Source organism: Dysgonomonas mossii (assembly GCF_004569505.1).
GTDB lineage: Bacteria > Bacteroidota > Bacteroidia > Bacteroidales > Dysgonomonadaceae > Dysgonomonas.
This window is the reverse complement of sequence record NZ_SPPK01000003.1, coordinates 211,150-230,472: the sequence shown is the minus strand read 5'-3', so window position 1 is coordinate 230,472 and position 19,323 is coordinate 211,150. Positions and strand designations below refer to the sequence as shown.

At 37.9% G+C, this 19,323-nt stretch carries 16 protein-coding genes and 1 tRNA gene; 8 read left to right on the top strand and 9 right to left on the bottom strand.

Going from position 1 to position 19,323, the window contains the following annotated elements:
- Positions 1–13 precede the first annotated feature (13 nt).
- The 5 genes from E4T88_RS10910 (at position 14) to E4T88_RS10890 (ending at position 5,602) form a co-directional block, all read left to right on the top strand.
- Positions 14–1,150: a redoxin domain-containing protein gene (locus E4T88_RS10910; RefSeq protein WP_135105474.1), complete on the top strand. Its 1,137-nt coding sequence runs from the start codon at positions 14–16 to the stop codon at positions 1,148–1,150.
- A gap of 88 nt (positions 1,151–1,238) precedes the next feature.
- On the top strand, positions 1,239–2,783 hold the full coding sequence (locus E4T88_RS10905) for a YifB family Mg chelatase-like AAA ATPase (RefSeq protein WP_135105473.1): 1,545 nt from the start codon (positions 1,239–1,241) through the stop codon (positions 2,781–2,783).
- A 33-nt stretch (positions 2,784–2,816) separates the two neighbouring features.
- Positions 2,817–3,428, top strand: a complete 612-nt coding sequence (locus tag E4T88_RS10900; protein ID WP_135105472.1) for a DUF4254 domain-containing protein — start codon at positions 2,817–2,819, stop codon at positions 3,426–3,428.
- Between the two features lie 21 nt (positions 3,429–3,449).
- Complete coding sequence (locus E4T88_RS10895; protein ID WP_135105471.1) at positions 3,450–4,487, top strand: glycosyltransferase family 9 protein; 1,038 nt, start codon at positions 3,450–3,452, stop codon at positions 4,485–4,487.
- Entirely contained in the window at positions 4,484–5,602 is a 1,119-nt protein-coding gene (locus tag E4T88_RS10890; RefSeq protein ID WP_135105470.1) for a glycosyltransferase, read from the top strand. Before E4T88_RS10895 ends, E4T88_RS10890 begins: the two co-directional genes overlap by 4 nt.
- Before the next feature lie 96 nt (positions 5,603–5,698).
- Here E4T88_RS10890 and E4T88_RS10885 read toward each other — a convergent pair whose 3' ends face one another.
- The 3 genes from E4T88_RS10885 to mutS form a co-directional block, all read right to left on the bottom strand.
- Positions 5,699–6,358 carry a porin family protein gene (locus E4T88_RS10885; protein ID WP_135105469.1) on the bottom strand — a complete coding sequence of 220 codons (660 nt, stop codon included), beginning with the start codon at positions 6,356–6,358 and terminating at the stop codon, positions 5,699–5,701.
- A gap of 12 nt (positions 6,359–6,370) precedes the next feature.
- The gene (locus E4T88_RS10880; RefSeq protein WP_135105468.1) at positions 6,371–7,312 is read right to left on the bottom strand and encodes a UDP-glucuronic acid decarboxylase family protein; all 942 of its coding nucleotides are present in this window, start codon (positions 7,310–7,312) and stop codon (positions 6,371–6,373) included.
- Between the two features lie 206 nt (positions 7,313–7,518).
- The gene (gene mutS / locus E4T88_RS10875; RefSeq protein WP_185146742.1) at positions 7,519–10,101 is read right to left on the bottom strand and encodes a DNA mismatch repair protein MutS; all 2,583 of its coding nucleotides are present in this window, start codon (positions 10,099–10,101) and stop codon (positions 7,519–7,521) included.
- A 291-nt stretch (positions 10,102–10,392) separates the two neighbouring features.
- Here mutS and E4T88_RS17980 point away from each other — a divergent pair, with 291 nt between their 5' ends.
- Both E4T88_RS17980 and trxA read left to right on the top strand, forming a co-directional pair.
- Entirely contained in the window at positions 10,393–10,557 is a 165-nt protein-coding gene (locus E4T88_RS17980; protein WP_167755448.1) for a hypothetical protein, read from the top strand.
- A gap of 10 nt (positions 10,558–10,567) precedes the next feature.
- On the top strand, positions 10,568–11,035 hold the full coding sequence (gene trxA / locus E4T88_RS10870; RefSeq protein ID WP_135105466.1) for a thioredoxin: 468 nt from the start codon (positions 10,568–10,570) through the stop codon (positions 11,033–11,035).
- A gap of 68 nt (positions 11,036–11,103) precedes the next feature.
- On the opposite strand, the gene guaA is transcribed toward trxA, so the two are convergent.
- The 6 genes from guaA to E4T88_RS10835 all read right to left on the bottom strand — a co-directional run bounded on the left by guaA (position 11,104) and on the right by E4T88_RS10835 (position 17,945).
- A complete protein-coding gene (gene guaA / locus E4T88_RS10865) occupies positions 11,104–12,624 on the bottom strand; it encodes a glutamine-hydrolyzing GMP synthase (RefSeq protein WP_135105465.1) in 1,521 nt (506 codons plus the stop codon).
- A gap of 277 nt (positions 12,625–12,901) precedes the next feature.
- Positions 12,902–12,974: transfer RNA gene (locus E4T88_RS10860), tRNA-Lys, on the bottom strand.
- Between the two features lie 167 nt (positions 12,975–13,141).
- Positions 13,142–14,560: a tetratricopeptide repeat protein gene (locus E4T88_RS10855; protein WP_135105464.1), complete on the bottom strand. Its 1,419-nt coding sequence runs from the start codon at positions 14,558–14,560 to the stop codon at positions 13,142–13,144.
- A gap of 70 nt (positions 14,561–14,630) precedes the next feature.
- Complete coding sequence (locus tag E4T88_RS18285; protein WP_228093884.1) at positions 14,631–15,767, bottom strand: hypothetical protein; 1,137 nt, start codon at positions 15,765–15,767, stop codon at positions 14,631–14,633.
- A gap of 199 nt (positions 15,768–15,966) precedes the next feature.
- The gene (locus E4T88_RS10840; RefSeq protein ID WP_135105463.1) at positions 15,967–17,661 is read right to left on the bottom strand and encodes a glutamine--tRNA ligase/YqeY domain fusion protein; all 1,695 of its coding nucleotides are present in this window, start codon (positions 17,659–17,661) and stop codon (positions 15,967–15,969) included.
- A gap of 29 nt (positions 17,662–17,690) precedes the next feature.
- Positions 17,691–17,945, bottom strand: coding sequence for an outer membrane protein assembly factor BamD (locus tag E4T88_RS10835; RefSeq protein ID WP_135105462.1), 255 nt, complete (start codon positions 17,943–17,945; stop codon positions 17,691–17,693).
- Positions 17,946–18,221: 276 nt separating this feature from the next.
- Between E4T88_RS10835 and E4T88_RS10830 the strand changes: the two genes are divergently transcribed.
- Positions 18,222–19,283, top strand: a complete 1,062-nt coding sequence (locus tag E4T88_RS10830; protein ID WP_135105461.1) for a S66 peptidase family protein — start codon at positions 18,222–18,224, stop codon at positions 19,281–19,283.
- Positions 19,284–19,323: the final 40 nt, after the last annotated feature.

The window sequence follows — 19,323 nt, the reverse complement described above, 5'->3', positions numbered from 1 at the left end:
AAAATCAGGAAGAATGTCTATCTATAATGCATTACGCTACATAGGAATCGTTACACTTTGCGCTACAGTAATGATATCCTGTGACAAAAAAGCGACATCGAAATATGAGATATCCGGAAAACTGGAGAATCTTACAGGGAATTATTTCCTAATGTCTCATGAAGTCGGCGACTCCGTTGTTATAGATACAATTCCGATAAATGCAAAAGGAGAATTTTCGTTCAAAGGAGCAGTTGACACCCTTACAGAAATGTCCCTTTATTTCAACCAGAATACAAAAAGCACCTACATACTTGTAAACAAAGGATGGGATGTAGAACTAAAAGGAGATGCATTATACCCCGACTTGATAAACGTGAAGGGTGGAGATGTGAATGATGACCTCACAACATTTAAGAATCAAAACAAAGAGTTGCTAAAGAATCGGGCGGACATCTTGATTGCTGCCGACAGAAAAAACTCAGACAACAATGATACGCTCAAAGTTAAAGACTACGTAGTAGAATTAAAGAATATAAACTTCGAATTATCTAACATTGCGGCTAACTATATAAAAACAAATCCGGAAAAGATAGCAAGCGTGATGTTAATCAACACATTTTTCAAAGACGAATCATCTATTCCCCGCCTCGATGAAAATCTTGCTTTACTAAAAGGAAAAGCGGTTGACTTCCAGCTAACTGCCGACCTAAAACAATTTAGAGATAAAGTAAAAAGATCATCGGTAGGAGCAATCGCACCTGTTTTCAACCTGAAAGATGCAAATGGAAAAAATGTACAGCTGTCCGACTTTAAAGGGAAATATGTGCTATTAACATTTGCTTCTACAACTTGTGAAGTGTGCAAGTTAGAAAAAAAGGATGCCCTAAAGGTTTATAACGAATTGAAGAAACAGAAAAAGAATATCGAATTCATATCCATAATCAAAGATATAGAAGATGAACCTATATCAAAGAGTTTCACAGATTCTGTAAAATGGACTATCATACCCGTAAAAGGCGGATGGTCTGCAAAGGAATTCGATACTTATTATATACGCGAGATACCATACAATGTACTTATATCGCCTTCGGGTAATATAACCGACAGAGATTTCCCCGTTACCGCTTTAATAAAAAAGATGGATGAGCTGGTTGATTCCGGCAAATAGTCGTTAACACTTAAGGATTCCTTTTTTTTCCTTATATTTGTGTAGTACTAATAAAAGTACAACTTTACTACTATATACAATACAATAGATGTTGGTCAAAATTTTTGGAGCTGCTGTTCAAGGAATAGAGGCTACACTTATCACCATAGAAGTTAACTGCTCGAAGGGAATTAAGTTCATGCTGGTTGGACTGCCTGATGCATCAGTGAAGGAGAGTCATGAACGTATTATTTCGGCATTGCAAGTAAACGGATACAAATTCCCAAGACAACAAGTTGTCATAAACATGTCTCCTGCCGACATACGCAAGGAAGGCACAGCTTACGATCTGCCTTTAGCTATAGGAATATTAGCGGCATCAGACAGTGTGAAGCCGGACAAACTTGAAGAATACATAATAATGGGAGAACTTTCTCTCGATGGTAGCATACTCCCCATTAAAGGTGTTTTACCGATAGCCATAATGGCTCGAACAATGGGATTTAAAGGAATTATACTGCCGAATAAGAATGCACGGGAGGCAGCAGTTGTAAATAATCTCGAGGTATATGGTGTAGACAACATCAAAGAGGTAGTGAACTTCTTTAATGGAGATCACGATCTGAAAAAAACAATCGTAGATACTCGCACCGAGTTCTATAATGCCCAACAATTATTCGATTTCGACTTCTCGGACGTAAAAGGACAAGAAAACGTAAAGCGAGCATTGGAAGTTGCCGCAGCAGGAGGTCACAACCTCATTATGATCGGTCCTCCCGGTGCAGGGAAATCGATGATGGCTAAACGAATGCCTTCCATCCTACCACCATTCACCCTGCATGAAGCCCTTGAAACAACAAAGATACACAGCGTAGCCGGAAAAATAGGCACAGAAACAGCACTGATGGCTCAACGTCCGTTCCGCAGTCCACATCATACAATTTCTGATGTAGCACTGGTTGGAGGCGGGGCATATCCTCAGCCGGGGGAAATAAGTTTGGCTCACAACGGAGTATTATTTCTTGACGAATTGCCCGAGTTCAGCCGGAGTGTGCTCGAAGTAATGAGACAGCCGCTTGAAGATAGAAGAATAACCATATCACGCTCAAAGTTTACAGTGGAGTATCCTGCAAGCTTTATGCTGATTTCTTCGATGAATCCGTGCCCATGCGGATACTACAATCATCCCGAAAAAGAATGTGTTTGCCCCAATGGAGCAGTACAAAAATATCTGAATAAGATATCGGGGCCATTACTCGACCGGGTAGATATCCATATAGAAATAGTACCAGTTCCATTTGAAAAGATATCGGATAAAACACCTGCTGAAGCAAGCAACGTTATTCGAGAGCGGGTAATTGTTGCTAGAGAACACCAAAGGAAACGCTTCGAGAATGAAGAAGGCATCTACTGTAATGCTCAGATGACACCCAAAATGCTCGCTAAATATGCTTCACCCGATAACGAGGGATTGCAATTATTAAAAACAGCAATGGATCGATTCAATTTATCAGCAAGAGCATACGATCGGATACTAAAAGTGTCTCGAACCATTGCGGATCTAGATAATTCTGAAAAAATTCATTCAAAACATTTGGCAGAAGCAATAAATTACCGAAATTTGGATAGGGAAACGTGGGCGAGTAAAAAATAAATTAATAAATAAGTAATACTAAAAATCTAGATCATGACTTTTACCGAATTAAGTAATTCCATTTTTGTGCAAGTAATAAATGATTACCATAAGGCAGATCATGTTGATACTCCAATAAACAACCCGTTTGAAGAAAAAAGTATCGAGTATTTCCTGTACCTGAAAAATTGGATTGATACAGTTCAATGGCATCTGGAAGACATTATTCGCGACCCTGAAATAAACCCAACAGAAGCTCTAAAAATAAAGAGAAGAATAGATACGTCTAATCAGGACAGAACTGACTTGGTTGAATTAATCGACAGCTATTTCCTTGATAAATATAAAGACATAAAGATACAACCAAATGCCCGTATCAATACAGAAAGCCCGGCATGGGCTATCGACCGTTTATCGATACTTGCTCTCAAAATATATCACATGCAGCAAGAGGTAGACAGAAAAGATTCGGATGCAAATCATCACGAACAGGTTTCTAAAAAATTAGATATACTGTTAGCCCAGCGTGAAGATTTATCCACAGCTATTGAAGAATTATTAGAGGACATAGAAGCAGGAAACAAGTATATGAAGGTATACAAGCAAATGAAAATGTATAACGACCCTGCTCTTAATCCTGTTTTATATGGAAAAGAATCAAAATAACCTAACACTAATTTTGCAATTATGGCTAAAGTATTAGTAATACGCACTTCCTCGTTTGGGGATGTTGCAATTCTTGTACCTGTCATTTTTTCTGTTGCAGCAAAGTATCCTCAAGACCGTTTTTCGGTAATGACGCGTAAAGCTTTTGCCCCTCTATTCGAAAACTTAGGCTTCAACATTAATGTTATTCCGGTAGACGTTACCGGCAGACACAAGGGCATAGTGGGAATGTTCAGAATAATCAGGAGGGTTGCAACTCTTGGCTTTTCTCATGTCGCCGACGAACATGATGTTCTGAGATCTAAAGCCATCCGTTTCTTTATGAAAATGACAGGACGTAAAGTGGCTTATATAGACAAAGGGCGTAAAGAAAAAAGAGAAATGATTGCTAATAAGAACTTACAGCCCCCTTTAAAAAATACTATCGAACGATATCAAAAAGTATTTGACGATTTGGGATTTCCTGCTCCCATGATTTTTACGAATGTATTACAGTTTATACCCAAAGACTTTTCTAGCTTAAGGGCTATCGCTACCGAAAAAACCGGGAAATGGGTTGGAATTGCTCCTTTTTCTAAGCATAAGGGCAAAATATACCCTCTGGAAAAAATGGAAAAAGTGATTGAGAAACTATCCAAAGAAGGGAATATTACTATATTTCTGTTCGGTGCAGGGAAAGAGGAAGATAGAGTTCTGTCTAAATGGGCTAAAATGTATCCAAATACAGTAAATACAATGGGGAAATTAAATCTGGAAAGAGAGCTTATGCTCATATCATATCTGGATGTAATGCTCTCAATGGATTCTGCAAATATGCATCTGGCTTCTCTTGTTCAGGTTCCCGTAATATCAATCTGGGGTGCAACACACCCGTCTTTAGGATTTTATGGCTTCAATCAAGACTTAGACAATGCTATTCAAATAGATATTGAATGTAGACCCTGCTCGGTATATGGAGACCTACCCTGCCAACGAAAAGATTATGCTTGCTTAGAGAGAATTTCGGAAGATATGGTCGTATCCCGTATCCATAAAGAACTGAATAAAAAAGAATCATGAAAATAGCTATCCTATCACCATTTTTTCCCTACAGAGGCGGAATTGCCCAATTTAGCGAATTACTCTACAGAGGGCTATCGGGAAACAATGAGGTGAAGGCATTTTCATTTACAACATTATACCCTAATTTTCTATTCCCGGGAAAAAGCCAGTATGTCCCGGACAATGAATATTCGGATATAGAAAGCTGTCGTACGCTGAATAGCATAAACCCTTTCAGCTATATAAAAACAGCAAAGGAAATAAATAAATACAAGCCTGACATACTGATCATCTCCTATTGGATGTCATTTATGGTGCCTGCCTACAGCTCCGTTTGCCTGATGCTAAACAAGCAGATAAAAATAGTAGCACTTGTACATAATGCGATTCCTCACGAAAAACGAGTTATAGATAAGCCTCTTACAAAACTATTTTTCAATAGATGTAATGCTTTCATCGTATTAAGTGAAACAGTCAGGAAAGATGTATTATCGCTTTGCAAAGGGGCAAATATATTTTTACATCCGCATCCGATATATGATAATTATGGCGAAACGATAGAAAAAGAGCGAGCTTGCGATAAACTGGGAATAAGAAGTGACAAAAAGAATCTTTTATTTTTTGGTCTCATCCGAGAATATAAAGGCCTCGACTTACTTATAGAAGCAATGGACTATCTTGACGATAGCTTCCAACTTATCATATCAGGAGAAAGCTATGGCGATTTTGAAAAGTATAAAAAACTTATCGAGAAGTCTCGATTAAAGGATAATATAAAAGTATTCGAGCAATATATTCCGGATAATATGGTCGCCACTTTTTTCTCGGCAGCAGATGTTTTAGTATTACCTTATCGGTCTGCTACACAAAGTGGGGTTACTGCGATTGCCATACAGATGGAACTCCCTATAATAGCGACAAATGTAGGAGAACTAGGAAATAGTGTAAAAGATGCTCAAATTGGGGTAGTAGCACCGACTGCAACCAATACAGACATTGCCAAAGCTGTATTGGAATTCTTTTCGGATGAAAAAAAGATCTCTATTTATAGGGAAAAAATTAAAGAAGAGAAAAAACGATTATCCTGGAAAAGCTTCATCCAATTTTCCGAATCTTCTTTATCCCGCTTGTAACATCTGCCTTCTAGTGCACTCCTAAAAATCCAAATGAATTGTCCTCGCCTAGTTATAGGCAGGAATGATTATTGAGTTTCACAATCCTGTTTGCGTTTAAAATAAGTATCCTACTGAAATATACATATTTCTTGTTCTGGCTTTTCCATCATTATATCCGGGTGCAAAATTTCTCAATCCGCGATCGTACCCTATAGCCAAAACATATCTGTCGTATTCGGCATTAATACCGCCTCCTAATCCCCAGTCAAATTTTCCGACACCAATACCGAAAAAGTCTTCTTTTTTTCTAAACTCTTTATCGTCATAAACATATGTCCAATGCGTTTTACCGCCTATGCCATATGCCATAAAAGGTCCCGCATGAAACATCAGACGAAAATCCCTGTTTATAGGCCAGAGGTAACCTACATGAAGCGGTATTTGTAAATAAGCAGGCTTATCGTTATTAATAAAATAGTGACCCGGAGCATCTGATGTCGCCTCTACATATTTTTTGCCTTTAGAACCTTTTACTGTGTATTCCATACCCGTTATCAAATACATTTTATCTGATAATCTGAAATCTACCGTCACGCCTATATTGAAGCCAACTTTGGCATAACTGTCCAGCTCACCTCTTGGCACTCCATCTTGTCCGGAAAGGTTTATCCCGGCTCTTACTCCTACAATTGCTACATTATCTTGTGCATTTCCGGCTGTTGCTAGCAGAAGCATTACAGCTAATAGTTTTGTTGTTTTGTAAATTGCATTCATTATTATAACACATTATGTTAAGATTTTGTCAAAATAGTCAATCGTTTTAATCAATCCATCCCTCAGTTGCACCTTCGGTTCCCAGCTTAGCTTTTCTTTTGCTAAAGTTATATCGGGTCTTCTCTGTTTAGGATCATCACTAGGTAAAGGCATAAATATAAGTTTCGACTTTGAACCTGTAAGTTCGAGAATGAGGGTTGCAAGTTCAAGCATTGTAAACTCTCCCGGATTTCCTGTATTTACAGGACCAATAAAAGAGTCGTCGGTCGCCATCATTCGGGTCATCGCTTCAACAAGGTCATCTACATACTGAAAGCTTCTGGTCTGAGTGCCATCACCATATATCGTAATGTCTTCTCCCTTGAGTGCTTGCACAATAAAATTAGATACAACTCTACCATCATTGGGATTCATATGAGGTCCGTAAGTATTAAATATACGTACAATCTTTATCCTCACTCCATTCTGACGGTGATAGTCCATAAATAAGGTCTCGGCACAACGCTTTCCTTCATCATAGCAAGAACGTATTCCTATCGGATTTACATTCCCCCAATAAGATTCGGGCTGAGGGTGTACATTGGGGTCGCCATATACCTCACTTGTAGAAGCTTGAAGCACCTTTGCCTTCAGGCGTTTTGCCAAACCAAGCATATTGATGGCTCCTACCACAGACGTTTTTATAGTTTTTATCGCATTGTACTGATAATGTACAGGAGAAGCAGGGCAAGCCAAATTGTATATCTCATCTACATCTGCATGAAAAGGATGAACTATATCATGTCTGATTAATTCAAAATATGGATTATCTAAAAGATGTATGATATTATCTTTTGAGCCTGTAAAATAATTATCTAAGCATAAAACTTCATTCCCATCTTTCAAAAGTCTTTCACAAAGATGTGAACCAATAAATCCCGCACCACCGGTGACCAATATCTTTTTGCGATTCATTATTTTACAGAAATAGCTGTTATTTAATTTATTCTAAAACACAAAGAAACAAAAAAACTTGACGAATATAGTTTTTTTATTGAAAGAAAAACTACCTAAAGTACAGTTTTGCAATAGTTTGAATTTATCAGATTCTATTTATGAATTTGATCAGCAAATTTTCTTATTATTTTATAAAGTTATACGTATCTAGAGTATATTTTCTCCTATTTACCGGATACTATTTTTTTTATCTCATTCAGTTTGTTTAGAGCCTCCATTGGTGTCAGATTGTTTACATCTAATGATTTAATTTCATCTCTTACCTGACTGAGAACAGGGTCATCAAGTTGGAAAAAGCTTAGCTGATACCCCTCTCTGTTTTCTTTAATATCTTTAATCGGTTTCGATATACCTTGTTTGCGATTATCCGATTCCAATTGCTTTAATATCGAATTCGCCCTTTTAACAATGCTTTGAGGCATTCCCGCCATCTTAGCCACATGTATACCAAAGCTATGTTCACTCCCTCCGGGAACAAGTTTACGGAGGAATATAACTTTATTGTCTATTTCTTTAACCGAAACATTGAAGTTCTTTATCCGCTTAAAGGATTTTTCCATCTCGTTCAGCTCATGATAGTGCGTTGCGAACAAGGTTTTTGCTCTTGCTTTAGGATGTTCGTGAATGTACTCAACAATAGCCCATGCAATAGAAATACCGTCATAGGTACTTGTTCCGCGCCCTAATTCATCAAACAAAACAAGGCTTTTAGGTGATAAGTTATTCAAAATATCAGAAGCTTCATTCATCTCTACCATAAACGTAGATTCGCCTACAGAGATGTTGTCAGAAGCTCCTACACGAGTAAATATCTTATCCACCAATCCTATTTGAGCCGATTCGGCAGGGACAAAACTTCCGGCCTGTGCCATCAGTGTAATAAGTGCAGTTTGACGAAGCAATGCCGACTTACCCGCCATATTAGGCCCGGTAATTATTATTATCTGCTGCTTGTTACTATCCAGAGATACATCATTGGCAATATAACTCTCCCCAAGCGGTAACTGCTTCTCTATTACGGGATGTCGACCGTTCTTTATCTTTAAAACATCCGTATCATTTATCTCGGGACGGATATATTTATTCTCTTTTGCAACTTTGGAGAAAGAAAGTAAACAATCGGTCTGAGCAATAAGGCTTGCATTTGCCTGTATTGCGGGTATATACTCTACAATACTAAGGACAAGCTCATTGAATAGATTAGATTCCAAGGCCTGAATTTTCTCTTCGGCTCCCAGTATCTTTTCTTCATACTCTTTCAGTTCCTGAGTAATGTAGCGCTCTGCATTTACCAACGTTTGCTTGCGTATCCAACTTTCAGGGACTTTATCTTTATGAGTATTTCTGACCTCGATATAGTAGCCAAATACGTTATTAAAACTAATCTTCAGGGATGATATGCCTGTAACTTCAGTTTCCCGTTGCTGTATCTTTAATAAATAATCTTTTCCGGAGTAGGCTATATCTCGAAGTTCGTCCAGTTCGGGATTTACTCCTTTTCTTATTATATTTCCTTTATTAATCAAAGAAGGGGGATCGGGTTGCACTTCTTTTTCGATACGATCATGTATCACCGGACAAGGGTTGAGCCTTTCTCCTATTTCTCTCAGACTTGGTTCGTCCGAAGCCAAAAACGCATTTCTTATCGGTTCTATCGCTTTCAATGCCACCTTGAGTTGAACGATTTCGCGCGGAGAAACTCTGTTTACGGCAACCTTAGATATAATCCGTTCCAAGTCTCCGATCAACGCAAGCTGTTCTTCGAGCAAAGTTTTCAGTTCAATATCCTTAAAGAAGTATTCCACAACCGACAAGCGGCTATTGATAGGTTTTACATCTTTGAGCGGAAATACAAGCCAACGGCGAAGCATGCGTGCACCCATCGGAGAGACTGTCTTATCCAAGATGTCCAACAGGCTTTTGCCTCCTTCGTTCATCGTTGAGATAATCTCAAGACTACGCACTGTAAACTTATCCAAACGTACATATTTATCCTCTTCTATACGAGAGAGAGATGTTATATGCCCTATCTGAGTATGTTGAGTAACATCCAGATAATGAAGAATTGTCCCTGCAGCAATAACTCCGTTTGTCAGATGCTCTACACCGAAACCTTTCAGATTGCGGGTTTCGAAATGCTTCAAAAGGCGACCTTTTGCTGTATCTTCGGTAAACACCCAATCGTCGAGCTCGAAAATAAAAAAACGAGAGCCAAACGACTCTTCAAACATTTTTTTCTTACTTCTCTCTAAGAGCACCTCTTTAGGAGAAAAGTTTGTAAGTAGTTTATCTATATATTCTTTTGTACCCTCTGCAACGAGAAATTCTCCGGTAGAAATATCCAAAAAAGAAACTCCACAGGTATTCTTTGCAAAGTGAATGGCACAAAGGAAATTATTCTCTTTATGATTTAGTATATTATCATTAATAGAGACCCCGGGGGTAACAAGCTCGGTAATACCTCTCTTTACAAGGGTCTTCGTTTGCTTAGGATCTTCCAGTTGGTCACAAATAGCGACACGCCTTCCGGCACGTACCAACTTTGGCAAATATGTATCCAATGCATGGTGTGGAAATCCTGCCAATTCTACAAACTGAGCAGTACCGTTTCCTCTACGCGTAAGCGTGATTCCCAATATCTCGGCAGCATCGATAGCGTCATCCGAAAATGTTTCGTAAAAGTCTCCTACTCTGAACAATAATATAGCATCAGGATGCTTGCTCTTGATCTCAAAATATTGTTTCATCAGTGGGGTTTCAGCTACCTTTTTTGACACAGTATTTATATAGTTTAGATGTTTTTATGAATCAATTATAAGAAAACAAAGATAGAAAAAAATAAATGAAAGTGTGATGAATCTTTATTTTGGCTTCGAAAAACGGAGTTAAAACTTATTTGTTTTTTATCTTTTTTAAATCCTCTTACAATTTAATCGCTATCAAATTCTGCATATCATTATTCATTTTATTTAACCATAGAAATATATTCTAAAGGAAAATACATATTATATTTGTAGCTGTTTTTAGAAAAAGAAAAAATGATGAAACGGTATATAAAGAAGTGGGTAGCTACTCATTCTTTGCAATTTATTTTAGGTATCTTTATCGTGGCAGTGAATACTTCCTGCTGCATAACAGGATATTGCCAGATAGATGAGAATCAGCAATATGCCGGATCGAAAGAAATAAACAAAGAAAAATAATATAAATAGAATGAGATTATTATTACTAGTATTGATCGCAGGAATCTCGCTTACAACTTATGCTCAAACTAACAGTAGCAAGACAGAGGAACCTGCTAAAACAGAAAACAAAGTGAAAACAATACATTTAAACAAAATAGATTTCTTAAAGAAAGTGGCTAATTATGAAGCCAATCCGAACGAATGGAAATACTTGGGAGACAAACCCGCGTTAATTGACTTTTACGCAGACTGGTGTGGACCATGTAAGGCTGTAGCTCCTGTTTTGGAGGAATTAGCAAAAGAATATGATGGGGAAATATATATTTACAAAATAGATACCGAAGCAGAGCTTGAGTTATCTGCTCTATTTGGAATCAGAAGTATACCAAGCCTACTATTCATCCCGATGAACGGAACGCCACAGATGGCACAAGGTGCCCTCCCTAAAAATGCCCTAAAAGAAGCTATAGACAAAGTTTTGTTAGAAAAGGAATAAAAGACTCTCGTATATGACATAAAAAAAGGACTTCAAATTGAAGTCCTTTTTTATATTTTGTCAATATCTTATTCCCACTCAATAGTTGCCGGTGGTTTTGAAGATATATCATAAACGACACGATTTACACCTTTCACCTTATTGATAATCTCATTAGAGACTTTAGCTAAAAACTCATAAGGCAAGTGTGCCCAGTCGGCAGTCATAGCATCTGTAGAAGTTACGGCGCGTAAAGCGACTGTATTCTCATAGGTACGTTCATCGCCCATTACTCCCACCGAACGGATTGGCAATAATATTGCTCCGGCCTGCCATACTTTATCATACAGACCCCATTCGCGTAGCATAGAGATATAGATATCATCAGCATTCTGAGCAATCTCGACCTTCTCGGGAGTAATCTCGCCAAGAATACGAATTCCAAGACCCGGACCCGGGAACGGATGACGCTTGATAAGATTTTCCTTCATGCCAAGCTCAAGACCTACACGACGTACCTCATCTTTAAATAACAGGCGAAGAGGTTCTACCAACTTCAAGTGCATCTTTTCAGGTAAACCTCCAACATTATGATGCGATTTGATTACCGTTCCTGTTATCGACAAAGATTCTATAATGTCAGGATAAATAGTACCCTGTCCCAACCATTTTATATCAGTGAGTTTATGTGCTTCTTCATCAAAAACATCAATAAAGCCTTTACCTATTATCTTACGCTTTTGCTCTGGATCAGTAACACCTGCAAGAGCTTTATAGAAACGATCTTTAGCATTAACACCTATCACATTAAGACCAAGATGCTCATAATCTTTCAAAACATTTTCGAATTCATTCTTACGAAGCAAGCCATGATCAACAAACACACACGTAAGGTTTTTACCGATTGCCTTATTCAAAAGGACTGCCGTTACTGACGAGTCTACTCCTCCCGAGAGTGCAAGTATCACTTTGTCGTCTCCTAATTGCTCTTTGAGTTCTGCGACAGTCGTATCTATAAAAGAAGCAGGCGACCAGTCGCGCTTCATCTTACATATATTCAAGAAATTACTCAACAAACGTGTACCATCTGTTGTATGAAAAACTTCGGGATGAAATTGTACAGCCCATGTCGGTTCTCCATCTATTTTGTATGCAGCAGCCTCTACATCACTTGTACTGGCTATAGTTTTAAAATCGTGAGGAAGAGATGTTATAGTATCTCCATGCGACATCCAAACCTGCGTGCCTGCTTGTATTCCATCAAACAGAGGCTCTGAAGAGTCTATTTTGGCAAGATGAGCTCTCCCGTATTCGCGAGAGTCGCTTTTCTCTACTTTTCCGCCCGATGTATAAGCCAAATATTGTGCTCCGTAACAAATACCCAGAACAGGATAGTTTTTTCTTATTTCACTAAGCTCAGGTTTAAACGCATCAGAGTCGTTTACCGAAAATGGACTCCCCGAAAGAATAACTCCTTTTACAGTTTCGTCTCCGAATGGAAATTTATTGTAAGGCACTATCTCGCAGTATGTATTGAGTTCTCTTACTCTGCGACCAATAAGTTGGGTGGTTTGTGACCCGAAATCAAGAATAATGATTTTTTCGTGCATAAATATAGATAAGTAAGGGATGTTTATTTAATGCGCACAAAGATACATCATTTTTTGCTCTTACTAAAGAGCTATTTTATTTTTTTACGATCTTGAAACTTCTATGTCATATTACCTTTTGATGTTTGGGAAGGATGCTATAATTTCTGATGAGAAAATATTTATGTTGGTTATCCTTTAAATGACAAATGAGATATTTGAAAAGGGCTAGCTCGCTGAAACAGCTATTATAGAGCAAAAATAAAAAAGCCTTTCATTTCTGAAAGGCTTTTTTTAGTGATCCCGCTGGGGCTCGAACCCAGGACCCCATCATTAAAAGTGATGTGCTCTACCTGCTGAGCTACGGAATCTCCCTGTTGCTTTATCAAAGCGAGTGCAAAGGTAGTTGAAAATATTTATTTACCAAATAAATGGAATAAAAAATTCCCTACAATCCTTCAATTCGCTATTCTTTATCATTATACTTGACAGATAATAATCTGAAAAATAATACACTATATACAATGATCGAAAAATGTTAATATTTCAAATTTTTGAATAGGGTTCTTGCCTCACGAGCTTTATTCAGATAAATTATCAAAGTATCTCTATCAAATAAGTTCGGATTTTGCGGAATATAGATAAGCTGAAACAACGAAAGAAGCTCCTTATCGGTAAACTGATCCAGTATTTCATTGAAATGCTCATTATCGTCCATCTCAAAATAGAGCAAAGCCAACCGCTCTTTCACTGCCAGATTATTGGGATCGAGGTCTAATAGCTTTTCTGTATAATAAGCTGCTTTCTCATAATCTTCTTCCTTGATGCTAACCAGAGCCAGCCTGTCGGTCAGATGAAAATTTTCGTTATCCTCAGTATAGATATTTAAGTAATATTCTCTTGCCTTATCATAATGCTCCTGCTTAAACTCAATCTCCCCTGCAATCATATTCAAGTCAAAAAAGTCAGGATTTGAAGCCAGTGCCTTCTTCACTATTTGTGAAGCCTTATTATATTCTTTCTGCTGTAGAAAAACGTATGCTTTTCTCGAAATAGATTCAGAAGTCTCTCCATTCAACTTTTCATATTCTTCCAGAGCCGACAAGGCCTCGTCAAACATATCAAGAGACTGATAACATTCTGCCAACAGGAAATATATAGAGATATCCCCTGAACTCGTTTGCAATAGTTCATTAAAAATCTCAATCGCCTCTTCTGCTCTTCCGGTCAATGACAAACAGTGAGCTTTTAACTTCAGCACATTGTCATCCGAGTCGTTAATCGTAAGAGCAAAGTCAAAGGCATCTATCGCCTTCTCAAACTCCTCTCTGAGAGAATATAGTTTCCCCAGATTAACCCAAGCCTCATACGTATACGGCTCAATATCCAGAATTTTATTTGTAGTCTCTATTGCTGCATCAAAATTATCGAGCATTTCGTACGAATAGGCCAGGTCAGACAATACATCTGTATTTTCGGGATTATGCTTCAGACTTTCCTCAAAGTAAGAAACAGCCTCTTTAAAACAGTCAGCCTCAACATGAAGAAATCCTAGCTCGGCGAAGATTGTTTCAGGATCTTCATCCTCTTCTTTCTCTAGCATTTCTTCGGTCAGCTTATATGCTTCCACATAAAGCTCCAGCTGGAGGTAACATTCTATTTTAAGCAGATACAGATCAAAGTCATATTCTGATGACGACATATTTATGATCTCTAAAGCTTCTGCATATTTACCGTCGTAGACTGCAAACTTAGCCTTCTTCACCAGCAAAGAACTATTAGCCGGATGTATCGTCAGTCCGGCATCAACAATCCTCCTTGCTACATCTGTTTTCTCGAGAGAATCATAATATTCTGCCAGTTCGTCAAATTCGTCTGCATCAAGATAAATAGGCTTGCCCGACTCTACCGACTGCTCATATTTTGTTACAAGTATTGATATATCTTTTTTCGACATTATTATATTTAATCCATAAAAGGCTACAAAGGTAACTCTTTTTTAAATTGTTTCAGTGCAACTTGCAATATCAATCTTTAATCCATCTCGTTATAGTTAATGAATTTAAAACCAAAGCGTCTGCCATCGGACTAATATTCATATCTACAAAACGTACATTATATTTCAGTTCCCCATTTTCATCCGAGCTAGAAGTACCAAAGTTGATCAATCGCTGCAATTTTCGAGCCGTTTTAAAGTCTTTCGCTATCACTGCTCCACCTAGAGCAAATTCGTTTGCAGGAATGCTATAGCCTAAAAGCACAGGACCTGAATCAATATCTCCGAGGCTTATCTCACTACTCCGATATCGCTCTTTAAAGAGTCTGAAAATCATGAATTCATTACTGAACGAATTCTTATAAGCATCGTATAACTCGACAGCAAATACAGGGTCAAACTGGTATATAAACATGATACTCCACCCCAACATCGAACCTCGAGGCTCTTCACCAAATTCTCCGGTCAAAGGATTAACGGTAGAACATAATACCCTTGTTTTTTTATCTATATAATGAGCTTTAGCATATTGCGCCCAATCTCTACACACAGAATCATATCCACTTCCAGTATTATGAGCATAAAGAGCCAATGAAGCTAAAGCAACCGTATTATCGGGTATCCATATTGCCGACGGATAAGATTCGAGATTAAGAAATGGAGTCTTCCGATACCGAAGGTAAAGGGATTTGGCTATTTTATCGTTCAGATTATCAAATGTGGTATCATCAGAAAGCAATCGATAACAGCCAAGCATCAAGTTTAAATGTCCTAAATATAACACCGAGTAATCAGGAACAGAATCCAGCTCGGTAAAGTTTTCTGGTACGTTGTAAAAAGAGGTTATTTTATTATCCAGAACCTTTATTATACTTTCCTTTATAGTAGGTAGAACCCGTTCTTTGTATGTAGAATCTTTAACAGCCAAATTAGTAAAGGCATAAGTAGAATAAGAATATGAAAATAACATAAACTCATAACTTTCCCTCCCTAAAAGCATAACTTCAGAATGAGAGGCTAAAGGTTCTTTGATTACTCGTTCGAGATAATTTAATCGAAGATTCAGCTCCTTTTTATCGGGATAAGTATAGGTTTGAAATTGTATCGCTATTGTCCAAACTATAAATCCGGACAACAGGAATAATAATATTTTATACTTTAATTTCATTCTGCGAATCATATCTACAACGCCTAAAAAAAAATCCAATCATAACAAGAATCAGAAATACATCAGCTCCCTACTTATCACGCAAAAAGTGACACTTTTTACGATACTTCAAACTGTCACCTAAAAACAATTGCGTTCCATACGCCTGAAATATTTTCACAACGTAAAGAACGCAATACTATATAATAGATAAAATTAATTACTTATCTTTTGCCTTTGCCCAAGAATCTTTAAGAGACACAGTACGATTAAAGACCATATTCCCGGGAGTAGAATCTTTATCTACGCAGAAATAGCCTGTACGTTGAAACTGGAATTTATCCCCTTCCACAGCACTTTTGAGATAAGACTCCATCTTGCAGCCTTTAAGCACTTTTAATGAATCGGGGTTCAAAAGTTCTCTGAAATCTCTTCCATCATCAGCTGGATTTTCAACCATAAATAAGCGGTCGTATAAACGCACCTCAGCATCGAAAGAATCTTGAACGGAAACCCAATGTATAGTTCCTTTCACCTTGCGTCCGCTTTCGGGCATACCGCTTTTTGTGAGCTCATCATACTCAGCATATACCTCTATCACATTTCCTGCCTCATCCTTCTTACAGCCTGTACATTTTACGATATAAGCATTTTTCAAACGCACTTCATTACCCGGCGTAAGACGGAAATATTTCTTAGGAGCATCTTCCATGAAATCGTCACGCTCTATATACAGTTCGCGAGAAAACAAGATATCATGACTTCCCGAGTTTTCATCTTCAGGATTGTTCTGAGCCACCATCACTTCTGTCTTATCTTCAGGATAGTTTGTAATCACAAGCTTAACAGGGTCGAGAACAGCTGATACACGAGTCGTTTTTTTATTGAGGTCTTCTCGTATAGCAAACTCAAACAAGCCAATATCGTTAACACCATCATACTTTGTATAGCCTATCTTATCCATTAAAATACGGATAGACTCAGGAGTATACCCTCTCCGGCGGAATCCCGTAATAGTAGGCATACGTGGGTCATCCCATCCGCTAAGAATACCTTCTTCTACCATCGCTCGCAAATTGCGCTTACTAAGCAAAGTATATGTAAATTGCAATTTATTGAATTCATATTGATGAGGGCGATAACTGTCTGTTGCCAACTGATCTATAAACCAATCGTAAAGCGGACGATGAGGAACAAACTCAAGCGTACACAACGAATGAGTCACACCTTCAAAATAATCGCATTGTCCGTGTGCAAAATCGTACATTGGATAAGCCTTCCATGTAGTTCCGGTACGATGATGCGGACGATTGATAATACGATATATAATAGGATCTCTGAAATGCATGTTCGAAGCAGCCATATCTATCTTAGCACGAAGCACCATACTTCCTTCTTCAAAAACACCTTCGTTCATCTTTTGGAATAGATCGAGGCTCTCCTCAATAGGACGGTCACGATATGGGCTGGCAACTCCGGGTTCGGTAGGAGTTCCTTTTTGCTTCGCTATTTCTTCGGCCGATTGCTCGTCTATATAAGCTTTTCCTTCTTTTATCAATTGTACTGCAAAATCCCACAACTGAGGGAAATAATCGGATGCATAATATACATTCGCCCAGTCATATCCCAGCCAGTGTATATCGTCCATGATAGAATCTACATATTCCACTTCTTCTTTTACAGGATTGGTATCATCAAACCGAAGGTTACATACTCCTCCATACTGCTGTGCTATACCAAAGTCTATGCAGATAGCTTTTGCGTGCCCGATATGTAAATATCCATTCGGTTCGGGCGGAAAACGAGTCTGTACACGGCTGTCATTTTTACCTTCTTTCAGGTCATTCTCAACAATAGCCTCTATAAAATTAAGACTCTTCTTAGGTTCTTCCGTATTCAACGTATTTTCAGACATATAAGTATAGGATTTTATTTATTCCCAGATTAGTTTGCTTTTGTTTCTTCTGTAAGGTACTTGTAATATGCTTGCAGAAATTCCTCATTTTTATCCGTGCCCTTGTATTCAGATATGATTTCTTGAGCTTCCATATATAATTTTTCCGCCTTTTCTAAATCAAGTTCTTTTACATATTTCAAGGATTCTTTATTCAGTTCAGCCGCTTTTTTTGCGTCACTATCCAATGACGAACAGGAGGCGAACATAAATAAAATAAAAATAAAAGACACAAAATGTTTCATTTCATAAAAAAATTAAGATACAAAGATATGTTTTTTTGGATTATGAGTTGTAAGTTGTGAGTTATAAGTTGAAGGTGATGCATTTTACACTTTCACATAGATTTTTTTTTGAGGATTGAGTAATCGTTTAAATTTTAATCAATGAAGAATATGGAAATCTTGAAACGAAAACAGTGCCAATATTATATCTTTGTCTTAAGTTAGTCATTTGTCAGAACATTAACGAACATGATCTTACGGAAGATAAATCCTCCGGCAAAATCATAAACAAGAGATATGAATAGAAGAAGCTTTTTGAATGTAGGGATTGGTTTGTCTTTGGTTTCGTTGCTTCCCAGCAAATTGGCAGCAAGAAACGAAGCATACAAAGCAACGAATAAAGTTATAAAACCCGCCAGATTAAACCTCGGCGATAAAATTGGGCTGATGGCTCCGGCTTGGCTGTTAAGCGAAAGCGGGTTGCAATCATCCATAGAGAATATAAGGCAACTTGGCTTTGAGCCGGTATATTCAGAAAAGATCCTCGACCAGTATGGCTATTTTAGTGGAACGGACAAAGAAAGAGCCGAGGAATTTAACAATATGATTAAAAATCCTGAAATAAAAGGAATAATCTTTGCCGCCGGAGGATATGGTTGTGCCCGGATTCTTGATATGGTAGACTACAGCCTGATCAAGAAAAATCCAAAGCTTATTATGGGATTTAGCGACGATACGGCCCTCATCAATTCGATATATAAAAAGACAGGATTGATAACATTTCATGGTCCTGTGGCTAAGCTACTGGATAATGACTATTCGAGAAAACAATTCAAAGATATTGCAGTTAATCCGACCGACAAATATACAATAGTAAGTGCACCGGAAGACCTCCTGAAAGCGGAAGAAGAGAAGATATATGAACGATATACAATAAATCACGGCAAGGCGAAAGGGGAACTAACAGGGGGCAATCTGACTCTCATCTGTTCTATGATAGGAACTCCTTATCAAATAGACTTAAAGAACAAAATCGTGATGATTGAAGACGTTGGAGAAGAACCATACAGAATTGATAGAATGCTGACGCAACTGATAGCTACAGGAGAATTAACTAAAGCTGCCGGAATTGCAATCGGAGTTAATAAAGATTGCGACAAATCAGAAAAGTCAACCGCTCCAAATTCATTTACGCTCAGGGAAGTAATCGAGGATCGGATTAAGCCATTAAATATTCCGGCAGTGCATGGATTATCATTTGGACACATCGATAATAACTTTACTTTTCCCATCGGAATAAAAGCAGAATTAGATGCAACGAATATGACAGTAAAGCTACTCGAAAGATCTGTTATTTAAGATACTCGTTCTTCTATTTTTATAAAAGTTTCGTTGAGAT